This window comes from Okeania sp. SIO2F5 (genome assembly GCF_010692685.1).
Lineage (GTDB): Bacteria > Cyanobacteriota > Cyanobacteriia > Cyanobacteriales > Microcoleaceae > Okeania > Okeania hirsuta.
The window spans coordinates 203434-229605 of record NZ_JAAHGU010000006.1; the positions used below are offsets into that span (position 1 = coordinate 203434).

Below are 26172 nucleotides of genomic sequence, written 5' to 3' on the forward strand. Positions count from 1 at the left end.
CGAAAAAAAGTGCAATTTTTTAAGGTTAAGTGGCCAAAAAGTTACGATTTTTGGCTAACTATGGCAAAAAAAATAAAGGGATAAATATATCCGACTACCTCCTCTAAATTCCCTGTTCCTCCTGACTCCTACCCCTGCCAAAAGACTTTTTCAGCAAACCCTAATTCAATATAAATAGTATATGTGTACAGATGAAAATTATAGTAGTTTAACTTAAAAATGAGACGTTTTTTCGTCTGAAACTCCCTCATAGCAAGAAAGCTTTGTCTCAATCTAAAGTTAAATGACTATATATTCAAGTCTAAATCAAGCATAAAGTTGACTTTTAGGTAGGTTTTAGAGGAAAAAATTTATAATCGAAAATAATACAAAGATAAACTATAAATTTCCTCATGGATCATCCTGCCTACTGCTTTATGAAAAAATCTACCGCGTCGCAGTATTCTTGAAAAATTGATAAAAATTGAAACTAAAGTTCTTAGAAATTTGGTTGGAAATCATTCATACCCAGACAATTCATAAGAGGTTTGAGGAATCACATTTATATTACGATGAGAATAACGACTAATGGCCAATAAAGGCAAGGCCAGAGTCAGAACAGCGATCGCTGTTCCCAAAATATTTGCAATTCTTTGAGGAGGTTCATCGTCTGAGTAACTGGCAGGTTGACTATCTGATTCCATATTGAGAAAGCTTCTAAAAAACTTAAAATTGTTAGTAGCAATACAAGCTGTATTATGATTTCTTGGGAATAGCCCTAAACTTTGATTGTTAAGAACTACGATTTTTTTTCAACAACTTTGTCCTTAATCTCTTTAGCTGTTTGTGCCAGTACCAGAGATCTTTGACCCATACTTACAGGTAGTCTAGGTATATCTGCCAAAGAAGCACGAGATAAATCCAACAAAAGTTGACGGACTTTTTCTACCCATTCTAATGAATCTGGAGGAATAACTTGGCCATCAGCTTTTTCTTGAATAATTTTTGCTTTCTGTGCTAGTGGTAGAGCTTTTTCTGCAAGATTTTCTGGTAGTTTAGGCTTATCCGACAAGGAAGTACGGACAATCTCAAATAATAATTGATGAATCTGCTCTATCCACTCAGTATCTGAGTAGTGGGAATTTAAATTAGTCATAACTAGGGCTAGTTTTTTTTCAAAATGAGAGTTAACATTCTATTCTTATTTAGATAGATATTGTTTACTTTTCAGTTAAATTCCAGACTCCATCCCAATTTTTTGGAGGAAGCTCGGCCTGAAATAGCTGACAACGATCGCGGTGCAACTTAGCAGCTTTGTTGTTTGGATCGATTTTCAATACTTCTTTAAATTCAGCTTCAGCTAGTGCAAAAGCTTCTTTTATAGAGAGGTCTGTTAAATTTTTTTCTTTGGATGGTCTTAAGTAATACTCTCGTCCTTGATGATAATGTTCAACTATATGGTGTTGTTTCTCCGTTAGCTCTTGCTTCAGATCCCCTTCCTTAAAGCCTAACAGTTCATATATTCTAACAGGCTTACTTTTTCCCTTCACAGTAATTAGGTCTAGTTCCCGAACCCAAAGCATATCTTTGTAAGGTTGATAAGTATTATCACTGATGACCAAATCTGTACCATACTGCTTGCTTGTACCTTCAAGGCGAGAAGCTAGATTAACACCATCTCCAATAGAAGTTAGCTCCATACGCTTACTAGAGCCAATATTACCACTAACCACTTCGTCTGAGTGAATGCCCATACCAATTCTAATAGACATTTTTTTCTTAACTACACGGTCTCTATTGAAGATTTTCAGGCGTTGACGCATTTCTACAGCACTTTGCATAGCACACAAAGGATGATGTTCTAGAGGAGCTGGAGAACCAAATACTGCCATAATGGCATCTCCTATATATTTGTCAAGAGTACCTTTGTATTTGAATACAGCATCTACCATCTCTTCAAAGTATTCGTTCAGCATCGTGACAACCTGTTCAGCTTCCATGCCTTCTGTCAAAGTAGTGTAGCTACGAATATCACTGAAAAGCACAGATACCTGTTGACGTTTTCCTCCTAAACCAGTATCACCACTTGCTAATAATTGTTCTGCAACTTCTGGTGTCATGTACCTAATAAACGTTCTGATTCTTGTGGATGCCATACGAATGTAGTCAAGCATACTGGTCATAATTAGCCATAAAAAATTACATTTTATATGACTCTATCACAATTTATTTATTTTTCCCAGATGTCTATTGTGTGTGGCGATTGAAAATCTCAATATTAAGGGTTTAGTTCGGACAGATTGGCTAAGTCAATTAATGACGTAAGTTGGTCTATGTTTCTAGAATTTCTAGAATGTTTCTGTCAAAAAAATAACAGAAAATTAATAGCTGTTCATTGCTCAACTAAACCTACTCAAAGGTCTGAAAGCCTAGTCATTCTTAGTGGTTCAAGCACTACAGGGCTAAACGGCAAACCCTTTATTCCCTGGTCAAAAACATCGGGAATTACTTTACCCTAGTATTAAGAGGCCAGTTAAAATTGGCAATAATCTCCCGTTAAATTTTGATAATGATAACGAGAGAGTATTAATCACCTTCTAAAAGTCTAGACAATCCTAGACACCCTCTTCATCAGTGAGTAAGAGTAATTTTCCGCCTCACCTGTCCATAAGTCTACTGGCGCGCGAAGGTTGGTTAATGTTCCGCTCAAACACATCGAGTTTAGGATTCCCTAGGCGGGTTTTCGTCCTTATGAAAAGTCGAGTGTCAAACAGTCCATAATTGTTGCTAGAATACTCTGGTCTTAGCATACATATGTAATAATAACACAGATTAATAGCGTAAAAACATAGACATTTTGTAGATATTTGTCTTGGATAGTCCATGTTTTTAAGCTTTAGCAAACAACAGTATAAATATATCAATATACAATAACATAAGTTTATATATATTAATAAATCAATAATAGTTAATTAACCTTAATCTTCGTGTTCATCAAAAGGGTCTCTCAACTCCTTAGCGGGAGGTCCAAAAGCCGTATAAATTGAAAAGCTAGTAATGGCCACAACCATTACACCTATAGAGATACTAAGAACTGTTGCAGGTTCCATATAATTCATTAAAATTATGAGTGTTATACATATACAATATTACAAAAGATTAAAAAATTCTGCTGAATTATAGATTACATAGAAACTTATGGCACAAAGAACTGGATTAGGAGACCTGCTGAAACCTTTAAACTCTGAATATGGTAAAGTATCTCCCGGTTGGGGCACTACACCATTAATGGCCGTTTTTATGGGCTTATTCTTTGTCTTCTTGTTGATTATTCTCCAAATCTACAACTCTTCGTTGTTGTTAGAGAATGTTGATGTGGACTGGGCTAGCCTAACCAAATAAGATGAATTAAAGAGTAGGGCTAAGAAATTCAATTAATTAAAATTTCTCCAGCCCTAGCTATATCCTTAGTAATAATCTCAGATAAGTTTTAGGAGTAAAAAACAAGATGAATATTTTTGGTATTGGTCTGCCTGAAATGATTGTAATTTTAGTCGTAGCTCTTTTGATATTCGGTCCAAAGAAACTACCAGAAATTGGTCGTAGTTTAGGGCAAGCGATAAATAGTTTTAAAGCAGGAGCTAAAGAGTTTGAAAATGAGTTTAAACGAGAGGCAAAACAGTTAAAAGAAGGGTCTCAAGTTAGTCAGTATGCACCTGAATCAGAGTCAGAAAAAGTAGTAACTGTTTCTTCTCCTACAGAGACAAGTCAGAAAAGCTAGTTGATAAAAGTAGAGAAAAATTTCACCTGAGCCAATCCAAAAAAAGATAATATTTTTGACGATTTAATTTTAATTCTTAACGTAATGAAAGAGGTGGCATCAGGGCAAAATTTAGTGATTCCTCAATTAATTGTAGGTTTGGGAAATCCAGAGCAAAAATACGAAAGAACTAGACACAATATAGGATTTGCGGCAGTTGATAGTATAGCCAATATGTGGCATACTTCTCTATCGGAAAACCGAAAATTTAAAGCAGAATTTGGAGAAGGCAGAGGTATAAAATCCGATAAAATTTATTTGCTCAAACCCTTGACTTATATGAATAAGTCGGGACAAGCAATTCGTACCGTGTTAGATTGGTATAAATTGCCACAAAATTCGGTGCTAATTATATATGATGATATGGATTTGCCAATGGGACGACTGCGACTACGGTTATCTGGGTCTGCTGGTGGCCATAATGGGATGAAGTCAGCGATCGCTCATTTAGGGACTCAAAAATTTCCTCGTTTGCGAATAGGTATAGGTAAGCCAAAGAATGCTGCTGCTGAAAGTAGAGATCCAAATACTATTGGTCATGTTTTAGGAAAGTTTAGCCCAGAGGAAAGTCAATTAATGACTCAAGTGCTGAAATTAGTTGTAGAAGCTGTAGAGCTTTCTTTGAGACAAGGAATAGAAAAAGCAATGAGTCTCTATAATAGTCGTAGTGTTAGCTTACCAGAAGATTAATTTACTATTTAAGCAAGTATTTAAAAGTGCCTTGATTTATATAGATGAGTGTATTATCTGAATTTAACTAGCTATAAGCTTTTAGCATTTGCGTACCGGAATGCGGAGCTAACAGCTATCCTCTTGCTGAGGAACTACGTTAACAGCTTTTAGCAGCTCGGGTTAAAATCCCCGAGAACTCACCATTGCGCCAGATGGTTTAGGAAGGGTTGAAATCCTATTATCGCACGTTCAAAAAAATAATCTTGCTGACTGCTGACCGCTTCTTGAAAATTTTGACTTTAATAAAATATAAAGTGTGACTTTTCACTATTAATGAGTTATAAAGGTTTACCAGAAACTACTGCTTATGTCAGAGTAACTCGTCAGTCTTGGCAAAAAGGCATTATCGAAGGAGAAGTAAGTGCTGGGTCTTTTAATTGGCATTTTAAATGGGGTTTTCGCCATAAAAAAACTCTTTCCATTCGCCCTTCTCAAGGACGTGCTTTAATTCAAGAACCTTTAGGTAGGTTTCTAGAAAAATGGGATTATCAACTAGAAGCTGGTGGGGATTATTATTTTACAATTAAAGCAAAATTTTAGATATTAATTAGATTAGATGGGAGATTTTAGTTGAAAATGTAGATTAATTGTCGAAAAGCAACTAATAATTTAAAATCTAAGTATTTATAAGTATTGATAGCTTAAAATCCACACAAAAAAGCAAAAAATTATAACTATTGAAATGAAATTATTCCAGCCTTTGACCTACTACCTAAAACCTACCACATAATATCAAATCCGGTTAAATACTTAATGATATAGTTGGGAGAGATGGGGAGGTGGGGAAGTAGTCCGATTTAATATTAGAGTGTGGATAGAATTATAAACATATACTGTATAACCGGATTCTATATAAAACCTTCTTGATTCAGAAATTAAATTATTCCAGTCTTTAAACTACCACCTAAAACCTTCTTCAAACCTAAAACCTTCTTCAAAAAAAACTTATGAGTAAATTTGTATTTATAACTGGTGGAGTAGTTTCCAGTATTGGTAAAGGAATTGTAGCAGCAAGCTTAGGCCGTTTGCTCAAATCACGGGATTATTCCGTATCTATTCTGAAATTAGACCCTTATATCAATGTAGACCCAGGTACCATGAGTCCCTTTCAACATGGAGAAGTATTTGTCACAGAAGATGGTGCAGAAACAGACCTTGACTTGGGCCACTACGAACGATTTACAGATACCTCCATGTCCCGCCTGAATAGTGTAACCCAGGGTTCAATCTACCAAGCAGTAATCAATAAAGAAAGACGAGGCGATTATAAAGGAGGCACAGTTCAAGTTATTCCTCATATTACCAATGAAATAAAAGAGCGGGTACATAGAGTTGCCAAAAATGCTAATCCAGATGTAGTAATTACAGAAATTGGGGGAACTGTAGGAGATATTGAATCTCAACCCTTTTTAGAAGCTATTCGGCAATTTCGTAAAGATGTGGGACGAAATCATGTGTTATATATCCATGTTACCCTAGTCCCTTGGATTGCAGCGGCAGGGGAGATGAAAACTAAGCCCACTCAACATTCAGTCAAAGAGTTGCGCTCTATTGGTATTCAGCCAGATATTCTAGTCTGTCGATGCGATCGCCAACTGAGCAACAACTTAAAAGAAAAAATGTCTGAATTCTGTGATGTACCTGTAGCATCCGTAATTACATCAAAAGATGCCGAAAGTATTTATGAAGTACCTCTAATGTTAGAAACAGAAGGACTAGCGGTGCAAGCTCTAGAATTATTAAATATGGAGCAACGTCAACCAAATCTTGATAGGTGGCAAACTTTGGTCAATCGTCTTTATCATCGGAACAATCCTGAAATAGAGACAAAAAATGTCCAATCATCTACTACTACAAGTATCGAAATTGCGATAGTAGGTAAATATATTCAACTGAGCGATGCTTATTTATCAGTGGTAGAGGCATTACGCCATGCTGCAATAGCTATTGGTGTGGACTTAAATCTGCGTTGGGTCAGTTCTGAAGATGTGGAGGTCAAAGGAGCAAAGACCTACCTGGAAAAGGTGAATGGAATTATTGTTCCGGGAGGGTTTGGCGTGAGAGGTATTGATGGAAAAATAGCTGCTATTGAATATTCTCGGTTGCAAAAAATTCCTTTTTTGGGGTTATGTCTGGGAATGCAATGTGCAGTAATTGAGTGGGCACGCAATATAGCAAAATTGGAATCTGCTCATAGTGCGGAGTTTGACCCTGAAACACCAAACCCAGTGATTAATTTGTTACCCGAACAACAAGATGTAGTGGACTTGGGCGGTACTATGCGACTGGGACTTTATCCTTGCCGTCTTCAAACTGATACATTAGCATTTCAGACTTATCAGCAAGAGGTGATTTATGAACGTCATCGTCATAGATATGAATTTAATAATGCTTACCGGAACTTGTTGTTAGAAACAGGATATGTTATTAGTGGAGCTTCTCCGGATGGTAGGTTAGTAGAAATTATTGAACTTCCCACTCATCCTTTCTTTATTGCTACACAATTTCATCCAGAGTTTCAATCTCGACCTAGCACTCCTCACCCTCTATTTCATAGCTTTTTTAAAGCTGCTAGTTCACAAGAAAAATGTTATGATTTGTCTGTAAATAATGTTGAAGTCACCCAAGATAATGTAGTTAGTACAGGTTCTATCCTAAGTGCTGACTAGATTATTAGTTACTAAAATTTTTTTATTATTGTTTGTTATCTAGTTTAATTTCCCTATCTTAGGCGATTACTAATAATCTTAAATACAGCATTAAACATTGTTATATTTTCTAATATTAATCGCTGATAGTTATCTTAGATGTTTGAAACTTTTAGTAGTGGTAAACTTCTTGATTTAAAAAATAAATCTTTTTCATTGAGTGAACCTATCCCAGTAATAATATTTTTGCTAAAAACCCTAAATATTTTGAGAGTTAAAAACAAAAAATTAAACTTTTAAAACACATTTTACTTAAACAAATAAGCCTGTTAAAAATAGTGGGATAGGTTTATTGAGTAGTAATTTACCAGATCGAGGGTAACTCAATAGTGTCCATCGGACTTTTAGAGTAACTTGCACTAATTTGGAGAAATGCAAGAAATCAAAGCTTTGAGGGGGTCATGTGGCCTACTGGATTAAAATAGATTATGAAAGAAGTAAATACTTGATCGACCTCGATCATATTACTGCTTTTTCTTGTCAGCCAAATAAACGACTAACTTTTTGGTTGCCAAATAGCAGTCAGCCAATTATATTAAATAAGCAAAGTTGCGAACATGACTATCAGCTAGTCATAAAATATATTACAGAAAAGATTGAGATAAACTGTCTCACTAATGATGAATGTTGGGTACATATTATTTACGATCGCCATGAATGGTTTATAAATTTGAATTGTATTACTACATTTGCTTCTGAACCTAATGGTCGTATAACTTTTTGGCTACCAGATAGTACAAAAGATATTATTATTAGTCCCAATATCGATCCGGAAGCTTATGAAAAGGTTGTGGAATTTATCACAAAAGTAACAGGGTATTCTTTACCTTGAAGAAGGAAGAGGGAAGAAGGAAGAGGGTCTAATACCAATTACCAAAAGTTATGCTATAGTTAGGTAGCACTTCAATTATTAAGCAATTAACACTAGCCTTATACCTTTTTGATAGTTGTCACGGTATTTAGCATTAATTAGGGTTTGCTGAATAAAGTCTTTTGCTATGGGTAGGAGTCAGAAGTTAGGAGTCAGGAGAAACGGGGAATTTAGAGGAGGTAGAAGTAAGAATTTCCCTCAATTTTTTTGTCCTTGATTTGCCCAAAATGCTAACTTTTTTGTAATCTCAGAAGGCTAAAGTCTTGGGGTTGCACATTATGGAATGATATTGCCAAAAATTGGTTTAGATTTTGACTAAAAATAACCATTAATTAATCATTCTAGCAATTGATTAATCCACAATCCAATTCAATCAAAAATATCAAATCATTCGTCACTGTGCAACGCCGAAAAATTAAGAGACAAATATATCCGACTACTTTCTAATTAAATTCTATTCTCCGCTCCTCCTAGCAACTCTCTACTCCACTCCTGGGAGGAGTTAGGGTTGGGTTGTCCCACACTTCTTTGACATCAAAGGTAAAAAACCCTTAGTAAGCACTTCCCTACTCCCTCTTTTGTAGGAGATGTCTAATTATTATGCAAACTTGCCCAAGCTAATTTAGCAGCTCCTACAATACCAGCATGATTACCTAATTTAGCCGTTAATAATTTTAAGCCTAAACGAGAACTCAACAAAACTCGTCTCTCAATTTCTGCTTTAGCTACAGGCAAAAAAAGTTCTGCACCAGCACTCACTCCCCCTCCAATAATTACAGCTTCTGGTGTCAAGATGTAAATCAAACTTGCCAAACCTGCACCCAAAAGTCTGCCATAATATTCCCAGAATTCTAGGGCAAATTTGTCTCCAGTTTGAGCCAAATTTGCTAACTCCAATGGTTCTTTACCAGTAGCTCGACGAATTGCCTGAACAGAAATATATTGTTCTAGAGACCCACTATTACCACTGTTACAGTCTGGCCCGTCCGGGTTCAAAGTAATTAACCCTAACTCTCCGGCAGTCCCTAAATGACCTACAAATAATTGACCATCTAAAATAATTGCTCCCCCAACACCAGTACCCAGAGTAAGCATAATCATATTTTTAAACGGACGACCTGCCCCTAGCCAAGACTCTCCTAAACCAGCACAGTTAGCATCATTAGCCAAAACTACAGGTAAACCTGTCTTTTCCTCCAACCACTCAGCCAAGGGAACATCTTGCCAATCTGTCAAATTAATTGCTACTTTAGATCTTCTACCTTGAGCATCAGTAGGACCAGGTACTCCAATACCGATCGCTTGAATAACTGCTGAGTTATCTGGTTGAGATTTAGCTACAGATAAATCGGGCGGATTAACACTATAATTTTTGAGTGACGAATTAGATATTAAACCAGAGTTTGCGGAGCGCTGCAATAACAAAATTGCTTCTACCATCACATCAACTACTGCTTTTGGGGTTGCAGGTTGAGGAGTTGGCACATTCAAAGATTGATGACAAACTCCATCTTTGTCAAAACGCCCCAGTTTAATTGCCGTCCCCCCTATATCAATACCTATTACCTGAATATTCATGTTAGTTAGTCTGTGTTTAGCTGTCACACAACGCACGTTAACGCTTTCCTAGGTTATGAAGGGCGCAAACGGGATATATAAAGCGTAGCATTGCCTCAACAAAACAAGAAACTTCATCAGGAAATTGGGTACAGTTATCCTTGTTTTGAAGTTCCCGTTATCATCCCATATAATGTCTCCCCTTCGGGGGAGCTACCCTTACGGTAGAACAGTTATAATAGAGCTGTGTAGTTTTACTTTAGCAATAATATTAAGTATTGCAAGAGCTAGAGCAAAACTACAAACAAAAACTTTATTATTGCTAATTAAGCGGACATGATATCAGATTCAACGGCAGAGAACTTCACTTAAAATCTTTCAACACTAGAATTAAATATAGGTTCAACCCGGATAGCAATTATAGCAGAGGGACGAACAACCATATATTCTCCTTGAATAGTCTTAATTGGCACATTTACAAACTCTGGAGAATCATGCTTTGGAACTATAACGCCACTGTACCAAGTTTGAAATTCTTTAAGAGTCAGAAAACGTACTTCTTCACGAGCGCCACCTTCTAACAATAGGTGTATGGCAAATTCATCAGGGTTTCTAGGCATATCTAAAAAGTTTCAGTCAAAATTTAAAATTCAAAAGTACTAATTAATAAAACTTTGAGTATTTTGTCAATGGCTAGTTTCGCTAAATAATCAACCATTACAAGATCAAATTTCCAAAGTATTAACTTAAGCTAAAGGCTGATAGTTTTTTACCTCTTAGTTTTCAGTATAGTATTTTTGCTGACGACTCAGGGCTAATTGCTTTAAATGCCCAAATATAAAATTGGTCTGTATATCATAACACTACAACTATACTCACCCTTAAAATACTGTGAATTAACCCTTAATTGTCAAACAAATAAATATAAATCTATGCCGCGTCGCCAAGATATACGCAAAATTCTACTTGTTGGTTCTGGTCCGATTGTAATTGGCCAAGCTTGTGAATTTGATTATAGTGGTACACAAGCTTGTAAAGCTCTTAGAGAAGAAGGATTTGAGGTTGTGCTGGTCAACTCCAATCCAGCTACAATTATGACAGACCCAGAAATTGCCGAATGTACTTACATCGAACCCCTGACTCCTGAACTTGTAGAAAAAGTCATTGCCAAAGAACGACCAGATGCTCTCCTACCCACAATGGGCGGTCAGACAGCTTTAAATATATCAGTATCTTTGGCCAAAAATGGTACTTTAGCTAAGTATGGTGTTGAGTTAATCGGGGCTAAACTACCAGCAATTGAAATGGCCGAAGACCGACTGCTATTCAAGGAAGCAATGGCTCGAATTGGTATTCCGGTTTGTCCATCGGGTATTGCTAGCAACTGGGAAGAGGCAAAAGCGATCGCCAACGAAATTGGCACTTATCCCTTAATTATTCGCCCTGCTTTCACATTAGGGGGAACAGGAGGAGGTATTGCTTACAATCAGGAAGAATACGAAGTAATGGCACAAGCAGGGATAGATGCTAGTCCAGTATCTCAAATCCTAGTGGAAAAATCGTTGATTGGTTGGAAAGAATATGAATTGGAGGTAATGCGAGACTTAGCAGATAATGTAGTAATTATCTGTTCGATTGAAAACATTGACCCGATGGGTGTACATACTGGAGACTCGATCACTGTTGCTCCAGCTCAAACGTTAACGGATAAGGAATATCAACGACTGCGAGATGCTTCGATTAAAATTATCCGGGAAATAGGGGTGGAAACTGGGGGTTCTAATATTCAGTTTGCTGTCAACCCGGTGAATGGAGATGTGATTGTGATTGAAATGAACCCACGGGTGAGTCGCTCTTCAGCTTTGGCGTCAAAAGCTACTGGTTTTCCTATTGCTAAAATGGCAGCAAAATTAGCAGTGGGTTACACCTTAGATGAAATTCCTAATGATATTACTAAAAAGACACCAGCTAGTTTTGAACCAACTATAGATTATGTTGTCACGAAAATTCCTAGGTTTGCTTTTGAGAAATTTCCCGGTTCCCAAGCAGTGCTGACTACTCAAATGAAGTCGGTGGGAGAAGCAATGGCAATAGGTAGGACATTCCAGGAGTCGTTTCAGAAAGCATTGCGGTCTTTGGAAACAGGTAGGGCAGGTTTTGGTAGCGATCGCTGGGAAAAGTTGCCCAGTTTAGAACAAGTACGAGCAGGGTTACGCACGCCTAACCCAGAGAGAGTATTTACAGTACGTCATGCTTTGTTGTTAGGCATGACAGTAGAGGAAGTCTATGAACTGACCGGAATTGATATTTGGTTTCTGGATAAGATGCGGGAGTTGACCGATACAGAAAAATTGATTAAGCGAACTTCCCTCAAAGAATTAACAAAAGAGCAGATGTGGGATATTAAACGGCAAGGTTTTAGCGATCGCCAAATTGCCTATTGCAGTAAGACTACTGAGGATGAGGTCAGAAGTCATCGGTTGAGTTTGGGAGTTAAACCTGCTTATAAAACGGTGGATACTTGTGCAGCAGAGTTTGAAGCGCTGACACCTTACTATTATTCTACTTATGAAGAAGAGTCAGAAGTTTTGCCTTCTGAAAAACGGAAAGTAATGATTTTGGGAGGCGGACCTAACCGTATTGGTCAGGGAATAGAATTTGATTATTGTTGTTGTCATGCTAGTTATGCTCTGGGAGAAGATGGGTTTGAAACAATTATGGTTAACTCTAATCCCGAAACTGTTTCGACTGACTATGATACGAGCGATCGTCTTTATTTTGAACCTTTAACTAAAGAAGACGTACTAAATATTATTGAGGCGGAAAACCCGGAAGGAATTATCGTTCAGTTTGGCGGACAAACACCTCTGAAATTAGCGGTTCCTCTGCAAAAATATTTAGAGCAAACAGAAACTAAAACAAAAATTTGGGGCACTTCCCCAGACTCTATCGATACCGCAGAAGACCGAGAAAGGTTTGAGCAGATTTTGCGAGATTTAGATATTCGTCAAGCTGCTAACGGTCTCGCCCGCAGTTTTGAGGATGCGCTGGAGGTGGCACAGAAAATAGGTTATCCAGTGGTGGTACGACCATCCTATGTTTTGGGAGGCAGGGCAATGGAAATTGTTTATTCTGACCAAGAGTTAGAGCGTTATATGAAGTTTGCAGTACAAGTGGAACCGGAACATCCGATTTTGATTGACAAGTTCCTAGAAAATGCGATTGAAGTGGATGTGGATGCCATTGCAGATAGTACTGGTCAGGTAGTTATTGGTGGAATAATGGAACATATTGAGGAGGCAGGTATTCACTCTGGAGACTCTGCTTGTTCCATTCCTTATCAAACTTTAGCTCCTGCTGCTGTGGAAACAATTCGCCAATGGACTGTTGCTCTAGCAAAAGCATTGAATGTTATCGGGTTAATGAATATTCAGTTTGCGGTGCAAGGGGAAACAGTATATATTTTGGAGGCAAACCCCCGTGCGTCGCGAACAGTACCTTTTGTGTCTAAGGCAATAGGAACACCCTTGGCAAAAATGGCATCGCGAGTCATGTCTGGCAAGACGTTGCCAGAGTTGGGTTTTGTGGAGGAACAGATACCCGAACACGTTTCTGTGAAAGAGGCGGTGTTACCGTTTGCGAAATTCCCAGGTACAGACACAATATTAGGACCGGAAATGCGCTCTACTGGTGAAGCGATGGGTATTGATGTTGACTTTGGTAAAGCGTTTGCTAAAGCACAGTTATCCGCAGGGCAAAAATTGCCTTTGGAGGGAACTGTGTTTGTGTCGATGAGCGATCGCCATAAAGAAGCAGTTGTGCCAGTGGTTAAGGACTTGATTGAGTTGGGTTTGAAAGTGATAGCTACTGAGGGAACTCGGAAGGTATTGTGTTTGCATGGTTTGGATGTGGGATTGATGTTGAAGTTGCATGAAGGACGACCTAATGTTTTGGATGGGATTAAAAATGGAGAAATTCAGTTGATTATTACGACTCCTTCTGGGGAGGAAGCGCGTGCTGATGGGATTAAAATTCGGCGGAGTTCGTTAGATTATAAAGTGCCATTAATTACGACTATTGCGGGGGCGAAAGCAACGGCGGCGGCGATTCGAGCGTTGAAGTCTGGGTCGTTGGAGGTGAAGGCGATGCAGGATTATTATTGAAGAAAGAGTCAGGAGACAGGAGTCAGGAGTCAGAATGAAAGAAGGAGTCAGGAGACAGGAGTCAGGAGTCAGAATGAAAGAAAGAGTCAGGAGACAGGAGTTAGGAGACAGTAGTATAACCTAACCCCCCAACCCCCTTCCCTACAAGGGAAGGGGGAGAATATTCCAAAAGCAGGAGAGGGGTTGGGGGAGAGGTCTTAATTTTACAACCAACAGTCAACCCCGTAGGGATGTTTCATGGAACGTCCCGACATTTTTCAAAAAGATTCTTATAAAAAAGTAGTGGTACTTAGACATTTTATGGTCTAAAAATGGCTTATAGTCAGTCTAGATCAGGGAATTTTGAGCCTATTTTCTACTTCTGTTTTGTGTAAGTCTCACTAATTATAGCAATGTGCGCTGGCATATTTACAAATTACAAGAGGTTTCCAATAGCTAAAATCTTGTATTATCGGTCTTTTATTCCCCCTGTTGCCTGTTGCCTGTTGCCTGCGCACAGCGCTATATTTGTGCCTACCTATTTCATTAACTTTAACTAACAGTTAACTGATAAAGAGGGAGCAAAGTTTAATTTATCACCCCCTCAATTTTTTACTTCCCTTTGCGATCGCTACTTTCATGCCACAAAGTTGCTATAAATTGAAAACTTCTGTAGTAACGCACCTAGCGATCGCTCTGTTAATCTACAACACCAAATAAAATTCCATTATCTTGAGAATATTTTTTATACAAAGTTTTATTATATCACTTCCAGCCTTCCTAGATGTACTAACCAATAAAAATTTCTATAATTTATCTGAAGCCGTAATAAGACTATTATTTAACCATAATATCCGGAAAACTTAGTCTAGCTTAATCAAAACTTCATAAGTACCGTTGCCATAGCTATACACCTCAAGCCTTTATCTAGTAGTTAATTCCACTAATTTTAACTACTAAAAACACCGTAGATGAAATTAAAGATTCTGTAAAATTAGACAAAAAGGGTTGCGAAAATTTCGGGGGGGGGGGTAGATTAATGTTGTAGGCAATAAATCTTAACTCAGGAAATTTAATTATGTTGAAAAAGCTTTCAATCGCTTCTGGATTAACTACCGCAGGATTAGCGTCTGCTTTAACTTTAATAGCATCTGTTCTTCCTGCTCAAGCAGCAACTATAGAACAAACTGTAAGCAATTTTTCTAACCCAATCTCATTTGATGGCTTTGATTCTTCTGTAGGAAACCTTACAGGAGTTTCTTTAGACTATAATTTCTCTGCTACAGGTTCAGCATTTGACTCAGCACAATTATGTACATCTATTCAGGATTGTGAAGGAAGTTTTGTCTTATCTTTGTTGGGTGATGGAGCATTTGCTGGTTTGTCTGATATAGACAGTGTTTTTGTTAGCAATTCTCAAGTAGATGATGGGGTTTCTGTAAATTTGAGTATAATAGACTGGCAAGTGTTCGACACCAGTGCGTTTGTAGATGTCGCTTCTGTTGGTGATGTGGTTGTAGAGTTTTTTGCAGATGGAGACCTTGGCAATGACTCTTTTGCTGGTCTTAATCTTTCCGAAGTATCAGGAGAAGTGACTTTAAAATATGAGTTTGAGGAAGTATCTAAATCAACACCCGAACCTACTTCTATGCTAGGCTTACTAGCTATAGGTACTATTGGTGCTACCTCCCTGAAACGCAAACAAAAAGAAGAAAAGTAGGTTCACAGATCTAATTTCTGGCAAACCTACCTCAATTTTAAAAGCTAACTATAAGTATATCTCTAAATATTCGATTTTGACAAGATGCACCCTAAAAATATTAGGGTGTGTCTTTCAACTTTTGTTTATGCAATATTCTGTCGAGCAAAACAATTTGAATTTACAATTTATTTCTCCTTAAAAAATCAGGTAAAATTCCACTCCTTTTCTATCAACTCCTGAGCATAACCATTATGTTCCCAAGCACCAGTTACAACTCCAGCAACACCTACAATAACAACACCAACCACTGGAATTTTTTGCAATTTTTTAAACTCTGTAATTTGGTAGCAACGACAGTCTCCTGTTGTCACCAAACGTGCCCAATGTTCGCAATTAAACCGGAACAGTTCATACTTCCAATTTTCGTGAAACTGAGCAACAGAAACGTGCATCGCTTTTTGAATTTTCTCTTTTTCTAAATGCGTCACCCACTGTGCAGGTTGAAAACGTTCACAGTCAATATGCCAAATTGCTAGTCTTCCTGTATTTTTTTGGCGATCGCTACTTTCATGCAACAAAGCCGGTTCCCATGCTAAAGATTCTGAATCATTTATTTGCACTGAGTAATGCAAAATGTTTGGGTTTTGAAGATCGTGATGATACAACAAGCGTCCATATTCAGGATGAAAGAAATTGTTGTCAATTAGAGAACAAAGGTTTAACATAACAAAAATTCAAGGTTAATAGGACTTATACAAAGAAAGCGGGTTTCTTGGTTAGTTTGCGTAAGTTCTGTTACTAACTGATCATTCTGCCTAAAATCCAATCGAATAGCTATTAAAATTTTGGCAGTTGCTTTTCCGACTCCAGAAGATGTACCTGTCACCAATACAGTATATCCCATGTTGTTTTCTTTGCTTTTCTAAATGGCAATTTTTAAGTATATACCATAAACATCTATAGCAATCCTAGAAACCTGGTTTATTTTAAATACGCCACCATATTAACATCTACCTCCCATAAACCTGGTTTCTTATGTTTCTTATAGTAAGCATTCAGCTATTAGCAGTCAGCTCTCATAGTCGTTTGTTTTACATTTTTCCCCTATTCTATTTCTCGATCTCCTGACTTCTGACTCCTTTGCCAAAAACCCGCACCTTTGCAAAGATACCAAATAACCTCTATAAAAGTTATACATAGCAATTCTCGCGATCTAGATCATTTGTTCTTCAATCAGAGTATCACCAGTCAAATATTAAATTGCTATAATTAATAGGGAACATTTTATTGTTTTTCCAAAAGGTAAAAATTATGAATTTCCCTTCAATTATCTTGAGATGTGTTTTGTCAATAATTTTTGTAGTCCAAATTTGGTCAATACATCCTTTGCCTAGTTTTGCCCTAACTATACAAGAAGTACCAAATCCACGACATTACTATCATGGTTGGGTGACAGATATGGCTGAAATTCTCAGTAAAAGTACAGAAACTCAACTTAACCAAATGATTTCCAATTTAGAAGCAAAAAATGGCTCAGAAATTTCTGTTGTGACTGTAGCAGAAACTCAACCCGCAGCAACTCCCAAAGAATTTACTACTAAGTTGTTTAATTATTGGGGAATTGGTAAAAAAGGTCGAAATAATGGTGTGTTGTTTTTAGTTTCTGTAGGCGATCGTCGTGTGGAAATTCAAACAGGTAGGGGAATACAGCGAGCTTTACCAAATGGTAAGGTTAGTAATATTATCAACAGTAAAATTATTCCTGAATTTAAGTTAGGAAACTTTGAAAGTGGTGTAGTTGCAGGTACAAAAGAATTAGTAACATCCCTGAAAACAGAGAAATATCAGTTAGCTACAACTTCTACTGCAGGTTTAGTAACATCCCCGAAAACAGAGAAATATCAGTCAGCTACAAATTCTAACGCAGGTCTCGTTAGTTGTATCTTCATATATATAGGTATCTTCATGGGTATCTTACTGATATGGATGTTCTGGAGTATCCTCAAAAGTATTGATAGAGTCCAGATGAGTCCGCAAAGCACCTATATTAGTCGCAGTAAAAATTATAGAACTACTGGCAGTAGATCGACTAACAGAAGTAGTAGCATTTACAGTGGTGATAGTAGCGGTAGCTATGGAAGCGATAGTGGTAGTTTTGGTGGAGGTGGCAGTTATGGTGATGGTGGAGGTGGCAGTTTTGGTGACAGTTTTAGTGGAGGTGTGAGTTATGGTGATGGTGGAGGTGGCAGTTTTGGTGGCAGTGATGGTGGTGGTGATGGCGGTGGTGATGGTGGTGGTGGTGATTGAAAATTTGCCCACCCCACAAGTATTAGTTGTAGTGGACTGACACAGCTAAAATGGCAAGTACTGAGGTTTTAATTTTACCGAAAAATTAAGGTATAAAGCCTCTCCATTCATGGAGAAAAAAGAAAAAATTCCTTTTAACCCAATCCTCTTCCTTTCAAGGAGAGGTAATTCTAAATTCGCACATTCTAAATTCTAAATTCTTGAAAGCGTTATCTCAAAAAACAGTCAACCCCGCAGGGAAGTTTCATGGAACTTCCCTACATTTGAAAATTAAAAATATTCTTAGAAAAAAGTAGTTTACTTTATTCAATTTATTTAATTAAAAAGTTATGCCATTAAGAGCTTTGTTGAGTATGGATATATTCAACATATTGATTTTGAAACAACTGTTAATCTCTCTTTAGAAAATAAAAATATTTCTCATTGGTGCTATTCCCCGATTCAAAATTTTTCTTGTAACTGCTAATTTTTTCCAAGTAGATAATTATAAATTTAGAAGCAACGAAGCTTATTTAAAAGATCGCTGTAATAAACCAGAAATATTCAGCAAATATTCCTATCAAAAATTAGGTTTTTGAGTAACCTGATTTGGTAGTTCAGCTTCAGTATCAGGAGCAGTATAATAAATATAAACCTTATCAAATTTTATTATGTCTGTACAAAATCTTACTAAAGTTGTGGTCAAATGAAAACTTTATTCAAATGGACAATTAAAGAATATCATCATCTAATTAATACTGGAATATTTGTTAACCGTCGTGTGGAACTTTTGCATGGGGAAATTGTAGAAATGTCACCGGAAAGTCCAATACATACTCAAATTACAGAAACTAGCGTTGAATATCTACGCTCTCTGCTCAAAGATTTAGCTTATGTTCGGGAAGCACATCCTATTACTCTGTCTAATTCTGAACCTCAACCGGATATTGCGATCGCACACCCACCCAGAAATAATTACTATCAACGTCATCCTTATCCTGAAGATATTTTTTTGCTGATAGAAATTGCTAATACTACTCTAGGTTATGACTTAGGGGAAAAAAAGCAAGCTTATGCAAAAGCGAAAATTTTAGAATATTGGGTAGTAGATGTGGAAAATCGACAAATTTATGTTTTTCGACATCCTCAAGCAGATAATTATGGATCTGAAATTATTTTCCGCCAAGGAAAAATTAACCCCCTAGCATTTCCAGATATTTCTGTTTCAGTTAGTTCTTTTTTCGCAGAAAATTAATGATAAAAAGAAGCTATGGTTATTGAGCAAGAATATGAGATTTAAAATTCAAAATTAATGTAGTTTAAATGTAGTTTATTTTTAGACGCTAGTGTGATGAACAAAAAAATCAAAATAGGTTTGTGTGTGATTGTATTGCTTTGTTTAGGAGGAGTAGGAATTACTGTTTTCCAACGAGCAAAAAAATTAGACAAAGAAATTATTTATCAGCAAACTGTCGATCCTGATTCTAGTTTTCAAGACGGTGAAATTATGGCATATAAATTCAATGACTATGACATGACGATTGTTTCTTTTATTGGTAATTTTGATTTGATATACAAACCATCCCAGGCTGAATCAGTCAAAACTGTTGCAACAAAATCGAATTATAAATATATAGTTAATGGCTCATTTTTTGAAGAATCGAAAGAACACGCTGGATGGCTTTCTGTATTAGGTAAAGTAAAAACTCCGGTCAAAGAAGATAAACAACTTTCCCATATTATTAGCTTTAACCCAAATACAGAAGAGTTGAAGTTTGTTGAAACTAAACTATTTGAACCTTCAACTGAGAAAACTAATATTGAATTTCAGTCCGGTCCGTTAATTATAGATAGTAATCAAGTAACAACAAAATATATTAACCAATCTCTTAATGGTCTTTTGCTATTTGAAAGAACATTATTAGCCTATACAGAAGAAGACCGAAGAAAATATTTTATTATTACTAAAGAGAATGTCAAATTAGATGAGCTGGCAGACTATTTGTTAAAGCTTTCTGTGTTTTCAGGTAAGACCTTACATATTGTTAATTTAGATGGAGGTTCTTCGGTGGCATTGTATTCTCAAACCCATCCAGAATTGAATTTTAATGAAACAGCTATATTGCCTATATTATTAGGATTAAAGTGAGGCATTATGTAAATTTGGGCTTAATTATGTAGCGAATATTATTTATAGTTCAACAATTATGAAAATTAGGAGTAAAATTTGTGATTGTAGTGATTGTAGGTTGGGTTAAGCGCAGCGCAACCCAAAAAAACTTTTAGAATCAAAGGGTTTTGTTGCATGAATGTTGCGATCGCAACTACCCACGGGACGACGACTCTCATATTTAATTGCTCAAGGAAAACAAGCTGCAGTAAAAATAATTTCAGTATTTCTTCGGTACTGTTAGTTCTTAAATTTTATTTATAACTGACCCGTCCGAACATGATATAATACCAATTTTAAAAAAGAATGTTACGAATAATAAGTGGGATAAAAAGATTTTGCAGGAAATGTTCCTTTGACAAAGCGGTCGTTAGCGCAGCTTCCCGTAGGGTGGGATGGCCAGGGGACCTCGCCATATCCAATCGACCAAGAGAGCGGTGCGACCCCGCGACAACGCCAGCTCGCTTGCGGAACGCGCACCAAGAGAAAAAGAGAGTTTACGACCTAAAAACTGGTATTGAAGCAATTCATTCTGACTCCTGACTCCTGAATCCTGACTCCTGAATCCTAAGAAATATCCTAGCTATTTGTAGCAAACATTTATCAAATAGGTATAACACTATTTTCTGAAAATGGTATAACTATTCATTAACACGGAGAAACTCTGAAAGCACTTTATCCAGCTTTTCCTCTTTCACTGCTCCAGTTTTTAGACTAAAACACCAACGATATAAATACGGAATATCGCCATTAGGATCGCGATTGCCTTCATTTGTCACAAATACATTACCCTGTGCTAACTACTAATAATCATAATATTCACTGGATTGAGTGGAGTAAAGCGAGTTAAATTAGCTATAGGTATAGATCGAGATAACTGTACTTGCAAAAGACGATAATTCCAACTCCGATCGCTCTTTTTTCTTTCCTCTACCCAACTTAAAGCAGTATGCAAATTTTCCAAACTGGTAAATGCTAATACTATCATTCCTCCAGGTAGCATCCTCATCCCACAAACTCCCAGAATATTCCTAAGTTTACCACTACTACCCCCAATAAAAATTCTATGGGGAGGGCGCAGGTGATGCAAAATATCAGGAGCATTACCGTGAATAGAAACTACATTGTTCACCTGAAAGCGACGGCAGTTTTCTTCAATTAAACTTGTTCCAGCAGCAGTTTTTTCAATTGCATATACTGTAGAATCACTAAAAAGGCGGGCAATTTCAACTGAAACAGAGCCACTACCAGCACCAATATCCCAAATAACTTGTCCTGGTTGCAAACCCAACTCAGCCAAAATTAACACTCGTATTTCCCGTTTAGTCATTAACCCTGGGCGGTCATCGTAAGTAAAAAAATAACTATCCGGTATTCCCAACCAAGGTAAATTAGTTAAATCCACAGATTGATTAGCTAATTTACCTTGACGTAATAATACTACTACATTTAAAGGAGCAAATATTTCTTGTTTTGCTTCATCTATAGACCATTGTTGAACTCGTTCATCCTCACTACCGATATTTTCACAGACCCAAAAATGATAGTCAATTGGTAAATCTAAAGCCAATAATAAATTAGCGATCGCTTTTGGTGTATGAGTATTGTCTGTTAACACTGCTATTTTCTCAATTCCCTGCTGCAGTGCTTGAATCAACTCATCCATTGAGCGACCATGAACGCTAATTATTTTAGCATCTTGCCAAGGAATTTTGAGGCGACTAAAAGCTAATTGTACCGAACTCAGATGCGGATAAAACCTTAATTTTTCTGGCGGAAAATGAGTTACTAATAGCCGCCCTAAGCCAAAAAATAAAGGGTCTCCTGAAGTTAAAACTACGATACAACTGTTGGGGATATCTAAATGCTGTCGTATTTCTACAATTGTCTCAAGTATATCTTCCAGTACAATAATTTCGGCAGAATGATTAGGGAAATAACGGAGATGGCGATCGCTTCCTACTAACACAGTCGCCCTTTCAACAATTTTCCGCACTGACTCATTTAGTCCAACAACTCCATCTAAACCTATGCCAATAACATTTATACTCACGTTGACATCCTCTCCCATTAAATCAAAGATTATAACAGGAGATTCCCAAACCTCGCGATTTAGGTTTACTGCTTGAGTGGCACTTATCTAGACTGTTCCCAGTCCCCGACAGTACGCCTAGACAGTCANATTCATACAATGTTCCATACTCAACGTGATGATTCAAAATGGTAAACCCCAGAGCTACAAAGTAGAAATCTAGTTAACTTCCAACTAAGGGAGTTTTTGGCGATCGCTACTTTCATGCAACAAAGCCCATATAAATTATCAATTCTTTCCACCTACTCCCTACTCCCTCTTTTCCGGAGAAGTCTAATAGACTGGATATTTGCCGACTATACCTATGATGATTATGAACCACAACTGCCAAAGTCTGGGCTACAATCTAATTCACAGCTACCACAATCTAATTCTGGGAAATCACAGCTATCACAATTACAGTTTGGCAAAGCAGACTCACAGCTCTCTTCGGCTACATCACCGCAACAATTAATGAACTTAGAAGGTTGTTTTTTTTTTGGATTTCTTTTCGAGACTAACTGCCTGTAACTTCAAAATTTGATTAGCCTCTTTACAAGCTTTAAACCTTTGACGTGCAGCTTGAATAGCTCCTGAAAAATCTTGCTCAATAAACATACGCTTAATATAATGAGAACAAGATTCATCATTGTACAATATTCTATGGGCACAAGAAAATCCTGTTCTCGGCGAAATGTACTGTTGATATCCGTCAATCAAAGCAACAGCAATTTTATTCATAACAAATGAAGATATTAATTCAGGCCAATTTATACTACAAAAATTAAACCCTCATTTCCCAAGACGTACCTCTATTGCCTATTTTTATCAAAAAATCATGTTCGGACGGGTCAATTATAAATAAAATTTAAGGACTGACAGTACCTACATTACCAAAGAAATACTGAAATTATCTTTACTTTCCTCCTTTCTTCCCTCCTGACTCCTGACTCCTGACTCCTGACTCCTCACAACAGTTATTTTATTAAGTATTCAACCAAAGATAATATTACAGAAGTCCATTTTCAGAAAAAGTATCAAATTATTAAGGTCTGTTGCAATTTCTTCACATATCCTCAGAGAATCAACTACGACACCCAAGTCCGTGATACCATCCCAACTTGTAAGTATAAAAAAAAGATTGGGAGAAGACCTTTGACTCTGAGAGTTGCTGTTGTTGGTTCTGGCCCAGCAGGTTCATCTGCTGCTGAGACTTTAGTAAAAGCAGGTATTGAAACTTATTTATTTGAACGTAAACTAGATAATGCTAAACCTTGCGGTGGAGCTATTCCTCTGTGTATGGTTAGTGAATTTGACCTACCACCAGAAATTATCGATCGCCGCGTTAGAAATATGAAAATGATATCTCCCTCTAATGTTGAGGTGGATATCCATATAGAAAAACAAGATGAATATATAGGTATGTGCCGTCGGGAAGTTTTAGATGGCTTCCTTAGAGACCGGGCAGCTTCTCTCGGAGCTAACCTGATTAATGGCACGGTTTATAAACTGGATATTCCTACTAATGATAGAGACCCCTACACTCTTCATTACTCTGACCATTCAGAAGGTGATATCCAAGGTACAGCTAAAACCTTAAAGGTAGATTTGGTTATTGGAGCTGATGGGGCAAACTCTCGTATAGCTAAGGCCATTGATGCTGGAGATTATAATTACGCGATCGCTTTCCAAGAGCGTATTCGTCTGCCAGAACATCTCATGGCATATTATGAAGACCTAGCAGAGATGTATGTGGGTGATGATGTGTCCCCAGACTTCTATGCTTGGGTATTCCCCAAACATGACCACGTTGCTGTGGGTACTGGCACAATGAAAGTCAACCAGGCCCAAATCAAAAAGCTACAAGCGGGTATTCGCGCTCGTGCTGCAAAGCGTCTGGAAGGTGGAGAAATCATCAAGGTAGAAGCTCACCCGATTCCCGAACATCCTCGTCCTCGTCGGGTTCGTGGTAGAGTTGCTCTAGTGGGAGATGCTGCTGGTACTGTAACTAAGTCTTCTGGTGAAGGTATTTATTTTGCGGCTAAGTCTGCTCGGATGTGTGCTGAAACTATTGTGGAGACTTCTAATAATGGTGCAACTATTCCCACTGAAGCAGATTTAAAGCTTTATTTGAAGCGGTGGGATAAGAAGTATGGCATGACTTATAAAGTATTAGATATTTTACAGAGAGTATTCTATCGTTCTGATGCTACCCGCGAAGCTTTTGTAGAAATGTGTGCTGATATGGATGTGCAGAAGCTAACTTTTGATAGTTATTTGTACAAAACTGTCGTACCTGCTAATCCTTTAGTTCAGATGAAGATTACTGCTAAAACTATTGGTAGTCTTCTCCGGGGTAATGCTTTAGCACCTTAGTGCCGCTACGCAGAAGTTAAAAGTCAAAAGTTAAAAATCAAAAGTTAAAAGCGAGTGCGTAATTCTGAGGAAACCTCAGAATGTAAGACGCACTCAAGACAGTCAATAATTTTTGATTTGTAATTGTTTTAGGATTTTGTAACTGGTCAGTTATTTCTACCATCCTGCACTAGATGTGTTAAAGTCCAAAGTTAATTAAGTTAATCTTAAAATCTTGCGGAATATTGCTGCGGGATTTTAAGGTTGATATGTAGAGTGTTTTGCATACAAGTTAAATATTCTACTGAGCTATCAAAAGATATGGGGCTGTGGCTCAGATGGATAGAGCAAGCGCCTCCTGAAATATCGGGCACCATGTGAGGAAACTCCGTGAGTGAATGTGGTCAAATTCAAGGAAGCCTAAGTCTATTATTTGTAGATATGGTAATCTTGAGCCAAGCTTTACCTAATTATTGGTGAAGAAGGTGCAGAGACTAGAGTTTTAAGGAGAAATAAAATTCTGCTTAAACTAGGCCACCACCTAAAGCTATTTTGGAGCTATGGTGAAGGGATAGTCCAGAGAGTGGGGAAACTCACACAAATCTGAAGCGCTAGGTCGCGCGTTCGAATCGCGCCAGTCCCGTTTTCGGCGTTGGTGAAGTGGGTGTATGATATTAATCTTAATTATTGAGGAGTCAGGAGTCAGGAGTCAGGAGGGAAGAAAGAAGAAGCAAAGAGTAGTAGAAGGAGAAAGTTTTTTGTTCGCGCTCTTATGCGGACATGATATCATACCTCAAATCACCAAAGCCAAAATCAATCTTATGACATCTTTTAGCGATGCTCGGCAGTATGCTCCGACAACTGAACGCAACCGCTCATTTATCTTGGAAGTGCTACAGCGAGTTTTGCCTCCAACGGGAAATATTTTAGAAATTGCTAGTGGTACGGGAGAACATTCTGTTTTCTTTTCTCCCCACCTACAACCTCGTCAGTGGTTTCTTTCTGACCCCAACCCAATGTTGCGCGATAGTATTGTAGCTTGGCAACAACATAGTCCGTCAGATAATTTGCATTCTCCTCTTGATATTGATGTGCGAGAATCAGTTTGGGCGGTGGAAAAAGAGGGTATTGAGATTGCTGCTATTGTCAATATTAATATGATTCATATTAGTCCCTGGTCAACTAGTTTGGGATTAATGGCAGGTGCGGGACGTTTGTTGCCAAAGGACGGGGTGCTATATTTGTATGGTCCATATAAACAAGGTGGGGAACATACTACACCAAGTAACCAGAGTTTTGATGAGTCTTTGCGTTCTCAAGATCCTGAGTGGGGAGTGAGAAATTTAGAGGATGTTATCGCAGTAGCGGATAAGGAGGGGTTAAGGTTTGTGGAGATGGTAGAAATGCCTGCAAATAATTTGTCTGTGATTTTTCATAAAAACTAATATCATTGAGAAAATCTCATTGAGAAAATGGGTTTGCGTAGATTGCGTTGAGGAAAGTTAGTGCCATCTTATCCGTTAGGATAAACTCAACACATATGTATTCTATACCTATTGGTCTTTTTTTTGTATTGCACTGCGACTTTTTTTGAGGTTATATCATGTCTGGATAATTAGCGATCAAAAAACCTTATCCTTTTCTTGCTTTTTCCTTCTTCTTTCTTCCCTCCTGACTCCTACGTCGTTTATTCATAAGTATTCAACCAGACATGATATCACATTTTGAAGTGCGGAATGTGGGTTCCTATTCTTGTTCCAATTCCCCACTATTATCATC

23 protein-coding genes and 1 pseudogene are annotated in these 26172 nt (G+C 37.5%); 13 read left to right on the forward strand and 11 right to left on the reverse strand.

Going from position 1 to position 26172, the window contains the following annotated elements; genetic code table 11:
• Positions 1–497 precede the first annotated feature (497 nt).
• The 4 genes and pseudogenes from F6K27_RS03940 to psbN all read right to left on the reverse strand — a co-directional run bounded on the left by F6K27_RS03940 (position 498) and on the right by psbN (position 3089).
• Positions 498–683, reverse strand: coding sequence for a hypothetical protein (locus tag F6K27_RS03940; RefSeq protein WP_124147590.1), 186 nt, complete (start codon positions 681–683; stop codon positions 498–500).
• Between the two features lie 95 nt (positions 684–778).
• Positions 779–1135 (reverse strand): hypothetical protein, encoded by a 357-nt coding sequence (locus F6K27_RS03945; protein WP_124147589.1) that lies wholly within the window; start codon positions 1133–1135, stop codon positions 779–781.
• Positions 1136–1199: 64 nt separating this feature from the next.
• Positions 1200–2105 (reverse strand): annotated as a pseudogene (locus F6K27_RS03950) (adenylate/guanylate cyclase domain-containing protein); the annotation flags it as partial.
• Positions 2106–2957: 852 nt separating this feature from the next.
• On the reverse strand, positions 2958–3089 hold the full coding sequence (gene psbN / locus F6K27_RS03955) for a photosystem II reaction center protein PsbN (RefSeq protein ID WP_124146299.1): 132 nt from the start codon (positions 3087–3089) through the stop codon (positions 2958–2960).
• 88 nt (positions 3090–3177) lie between these two features.
• On the opposite strand from psbN, the gene psbH reads away from it, so the two are divergent.
• From psbH to F6K27_RS03985, 6 genes are all read left to right on the forward strand, one after another.
• Positions 3178–3381 (forward strand): photosystem II reaction center phosphoprotein PsbH, encoded by a 204-nt coding sequence (gene psbH, locus F6K27_RS03960; RefSeq protein ID WP_287274054.1) that lies wholly within the window; start codon positions 3178–3180, stop codon positions 3379–3381.
• Positions 3382–3487: 106 nt separating this feature from the next.
• Positions 3488–3760, forward strand: a complete 273-nt coding sequence (locus F6K27_RS03965) for a TatA/E family twin arginine-targeting protein translocase (RefSeq protein WP_287274056.1) — start codon at positions 3488–3490, stop codon at positions 3758–3760.
• An 84-nt stretch (positions 3761–3844) separates the two neighbouring features.
• Positions 3845–4489, forward strand: a complete 645-nt coding sequence (gene pth, locus F6K27_RS03970) for an aminoacyl-tRNA hydrolase (protein ID WP_124146296.1) — start codon at positions 3845–3847, stop codon at positions 4487–4489.
• 315 nt (positions 4490–4804) lie between these two features.
• Entirely contained in the window at positions 4805–5071 is a 267-nt protein-coding gene (locus F6K27_RS03975; RefSeq protein WP_124146295.1) for a DUF3146 family protein, read from the forward strand.
• Positions 5072–5478: 407 nt separating this feature from the next.
• The gene (locus F6K27_RS03980) at positions 5479–7200 is read left to right on the forward strand and encodes a CTP synthase (RefSeq protein ID WP_287274058.1); all 1722 of its coding nucleotides are present in this window, start codon (positions 5479–5481) and stop codon (positions 7198–7200) included.
• A 442-nt stretch (positions 7201–7642) separates the two neighbouring features.
• Complete coding sequence (locus tag F6K27_RS03985) at positions 7643–8071, forward strand: hypothetical protein (protein WP_124146293.1); 429 nt, start codon at positions 7643–7645, stop codon at positions 8069–8071.
• 630 nt (positions 8072–8701) lie between these two features.
• Here the strand turns inward: F6K27_RS03985 and F6K27_RS03990 are convergent.
• Both F6K27_RS03990 and F6K27_RS03995 read right to left on the reverse strand, forming a co-directional pair.
• Entirely contained in the window at positions 8702–9688 is a 987-nt protein-coding gene (locus tag F6K27_RS03990; RefSeq protein WP_287274059.1) for an ROK family protein, read from the reverse strand.
• A 347-nt stretch (positions 9689–10035) separates the two neighbouring features.
• Positions 10036–10287: a hypothetical protein gene (locus F6K27_RS03995; protein ID WP_202218420.1), complete on the reverse strand. Its 252-nt coding sequence runs from the start codon at positions 10285–10287 to the stop codon at positions 10036–10038.
• Positions 10288–10599: 312 nt separating this feature from the next.
• Between F6K27_RS03995 and carB the strand changes: the two genes are divergently transcribed.
• Both carB and F6K27_RS04005 read left to right on the forward strand, forming a co-directional pair.
• Positions 10600–13830 carry a carbamoyl-phosphate synthase large subunit gene (carB, locus tag F6K27_RS04000; RefSeq protein WP_287274062.1) on the forward strand — a complete coding sequence of 1077 codons (3231 nt, stop codon included), beginning with the start codon at positions 10600–10602 and terminating at the stop codon, positions 13828–13830.
• A gap of 1057 nt (positions 13831–14887) precedes the next feature.
• The gene (locus F6K27_RS04005) at positions 14888–15529 is read left to right on the forward strand and encodes a choice-of-anchor E domain-containing protein (protein ID WP_287274064.1); all 642 of its coding nucleotides are present in this window, start codon (positions 14888–14890) and stop codon (positions 15527–15529) included.
• A 185-nt stretch (positions 15530–15714) separates the two neighbouring features.
• Here the strand turns inward: F6K27_RS04005 and F6K27_RS04010 are convergent, their stop codons facing one another.
• On the reverse strand, positions 15715–16236 hold the full coding sequence (locus tag F6K27_RS04010) for a hypothetical protein (RefSeq protein ID WP_287274066.1): 522 nt from the start codon (positions 16234–16236) through the stop codon (positions 15715–15717).
• A complete protein-coding gene (locus F6K27_RS04015) occupies positions 16230–16415 on the reverse strand; it encodes a hypothetical protein (protein WP_287274067.1) in 186 nt (61 codons plus the stop codon). The genes F6K27_RS04010 and F6K27_RS04015 overlap by 7 nt, the downstream gene beginning before the upstream one ends.
• Before the next feature lie 407 nt (positions 16416–16822).
• Between F6K27_RS04015 and F6K27_RS04020 the strand changes: the two genes are divergently transcribed.
• The 3 genes from F6K27_RS04020 (at position 16823) to F6K27_RS04030 (ending at position 19946) form a co-directional block, all read left to right on the forward strand.
• On the forward strand, positions 16823–17818 hold the full coding sequence (locus tag F6K27_RS04020; RefSeq protein ID WP_287274068.1) for a YgcG family protein: 996 nt from the start codon (positions 16823–16825) through the stop codon (positions 17816–17818).
• A 685-nt stretch (positions 17819–18503) separates the two neighbouring features.
• Positions 18504–19052: a Uma2 family endonuclease gene (locus F6K27_RS04025; protein WP_287274070.1), complete on the forward strand. Its 549-nt coding sequence runs from the start codon at positions 18504–18506 to the stop codon at positions 19050–19052.
• A 96-nt stretch (positions 19053–19148) separates the two neighbouring features.
• Positions 19149–19946, forward strand: a complete 798-nt coding sequence (locus F6K27_RS04030) for a phosphodiester glycosidase family protein (protein WP_287274071.1) — start codon at positions 19149–19151, stop codon at positions 19944–19946.
• A 662-nt stretch (positions 19947–20608) separates the two neighbouring features.
• On the opposite strand, the gene F6K27_RS04035 is transcribed toward F6K27_RS04030, so the two are convergent.
• From F6K27_RS04035 to yidD, 3 genes are all read right to left on the reverse strand, one after another.
• Positions 20609–20746 (reverse strand): hypothetical protein, encoded by a 138-nt coding sequence (locus F6K27_RS04035; RefSeq protein WP_287274073.1) that lies wholly within the window; start codon positions 20744–20746, stop codon positions 20609–20611.
• Between the two features lie 17 nt (positions 20747–20763).
• Positions 20764–22020: a precorrin-6y C5,15-methyltransferase (decarboxylating) subunit CbiE gene (cbiE, locus tag F6K27_RS04040; RefSeq protein WP_287274075.1), complete on the reverse strand. Its 1257-nt coding sequence runs from the start codon at positions 22018–22020 to the stop codon at positions 20764–20766.
• Positions 22021–22518: 498 nt separating this feature from the next.
• Positions 22519–22779, reverse strand: coding sequence for a membrane protein insertion efficiency factor YidD (gene yidD, locus F6K27_RS04045; protein WP_287279050.1), 261 nt, complete (start codon positions 22777–22779; stop codon positions 22519–22521).
• Positions 22780–23193: 414 nt separating this feature from the next.
• Here yidD and chlP point away from each other — a divergent pair, with 414 nt between their 5' ends.
• Positions 23194–24414, forward strand: a complete 1221-nt coding sequence (gene chlP, locus F6K27_RS04050; protein WP_287279051.1) for a geranylgeranyl reductase — start codon at positions 23194–23196, stop codon at positions 24412–24414.
• 647 nt (positions 24415–25061) lie between these two features.
• Positions 25062–25838, forward strand: coding sequence for a DUF938 domain-containing protein (locus F6K27_RS04055; protein ID WP_375339652.1), 777 nt, complete (start codon positions 25062–25064; stop codon positions 25836–25838).
• The last annotated feature ends 334 nt before the right edge of the window (positions 25839–26172 follow it).

What these genes read in the sequence shown, in the direction of transcription:
- F6K27_RS03940 (WP_124147590.1), bottom strand. Translation starts at nt 683, where the DNA reads ATGGAATCAGATAGTCAACCTGCCAGTTACTCAGACGATGAACCTCCT.
- F6K27_RS03945 (WP_124147589.1), bottom strand. Translation starts at nt 1,135, where the DNA reads ATGACTAATTTAAATTCCCACTACTCAGATACTGAGTGGATAGAGCAG.
- psbN (WP_124146299.1), bottom strand. Translation starts at nt 3,089, where the DNA reads ATGGAACCTGCAACAGTTCTTAGTATCTCTATAGGTGTAATGGTTGTG.
- psbH (WP_287274054.1), top strand. Translation starts at nt 3,178, where the DNA reads ATGGCACAAAGAACTGGATTAGGAGACCTGCTGAAACCTTTAAACTCT.
- F6K27_RS03965 (WP_287274056.1), top strand. Translation starts at nt 3,488, where the DNA reads ATGAATATTTTTGGTATTGGTCTGCCTGAAATGATTGTAATTTTAGTC.
- pth (WP_124146296.1), top strand. Translation starts at nt 3,845, where the DNA reads ATGAAAGAGGTGGCATCAGGGCAAAATTTAGTGATTCCTCAATTAATT.
- F6K27_RS03975 (WP_124146295.1), top strand. Translation starts at nt 4,805, where the DNA reads ATGAGTTATAAAGGTTTACCAGAAACTACTGCTTATGTCAGAGTAACT.
- F6K27_RS03980 (WP_287274058.1), top strand. Translation starts at nt 5,479, where the DNA reads ATGAGTAAATTTGTATTTATAACTGGTGGAGTAGTTTCCAGTATTGGT.
- F6K27_RS03990 (WP_287274059.1), bottom strand. Translation starts at nt 9,688, where the DNA reads ATGAATATTCAGGTAATAGGTATTGATATAGGGGGGACGGCAATTAAA.
- F6K27_RS03995 (WP_202218420.1), bottom strand. Translation starts at nt 10,287, where the DNA reads ATGCCTAGAAACCCTGATGAATTTGCCATACACCTATTGTTAGAAGGT.
- carB (WP_287274062.1), top strand. Translation starts at nt 10,600, where the DNA reads ATGCCGCGTCGCCAAGATATACGCAAAATTCTACTTGTTGGTTCTGGT.
- F6K27_RS04005 (WP_287274064.1), top strand. Translation starts at nt 14,888, where the DNA reads ATGTTGAAAAAGCTTTCAATCGCTTCTGGATTAACTACCGCAGGATTA.
- F6K27_RS04010 (WP_287274066.1), bottom strand. Translation starts at nt 16,236, where the DNA reads ATGTTAAACCTTTGTTCTCTAATTGACAACAATTTCTTTCATCCTGAA.
- F6K27_RS04015 (WP_287274067.1), bottom strand. Translation starts at nt 16,415, where the DNA reads ATGGGATATACTGTATTGGTGACAGGTACATCTTCTGGAGTCGGAAAA.
- F6K27_RS04020 (WP_287274068.1), top strand. Translation starts at nt 16,823, where the DNA reads ATGAATTTCCCTTCAATTATCTTGAGATGTGTTTTGTCAATAATTTTT.
- F6K27_RS04025 (WP_287274070.1), top strand. Translation starts at nt 18,504, where the DNA reads ATGAAAACTTTATTCAAATGGACAATTAAAGAATATCATCATCTAATT.
- F6K27_RS04030 (WP_287274071.1), top strand. Translation starts at nt 19,149, where the DNA reads ATGAACAAAAAAATCAAAATAGGTTTGTGTGTGATTGTATTGCTTTGT.
- yidD (WP_287279050.1), bottom strand. Translation starts at nt 22,779, where the DNA reads ATGAATAAAATTGCTGTTGCTTTGATTGACGGATATCAACAGTACATT.
- F6K27_RS04055 (WP_375339652.1), top strand. Translation starts at nt 25,062, where the DNA reads ATGATATTAATCTTAATTATTGAGGAGTCAGGAGTCAGGAGTCAGGAG.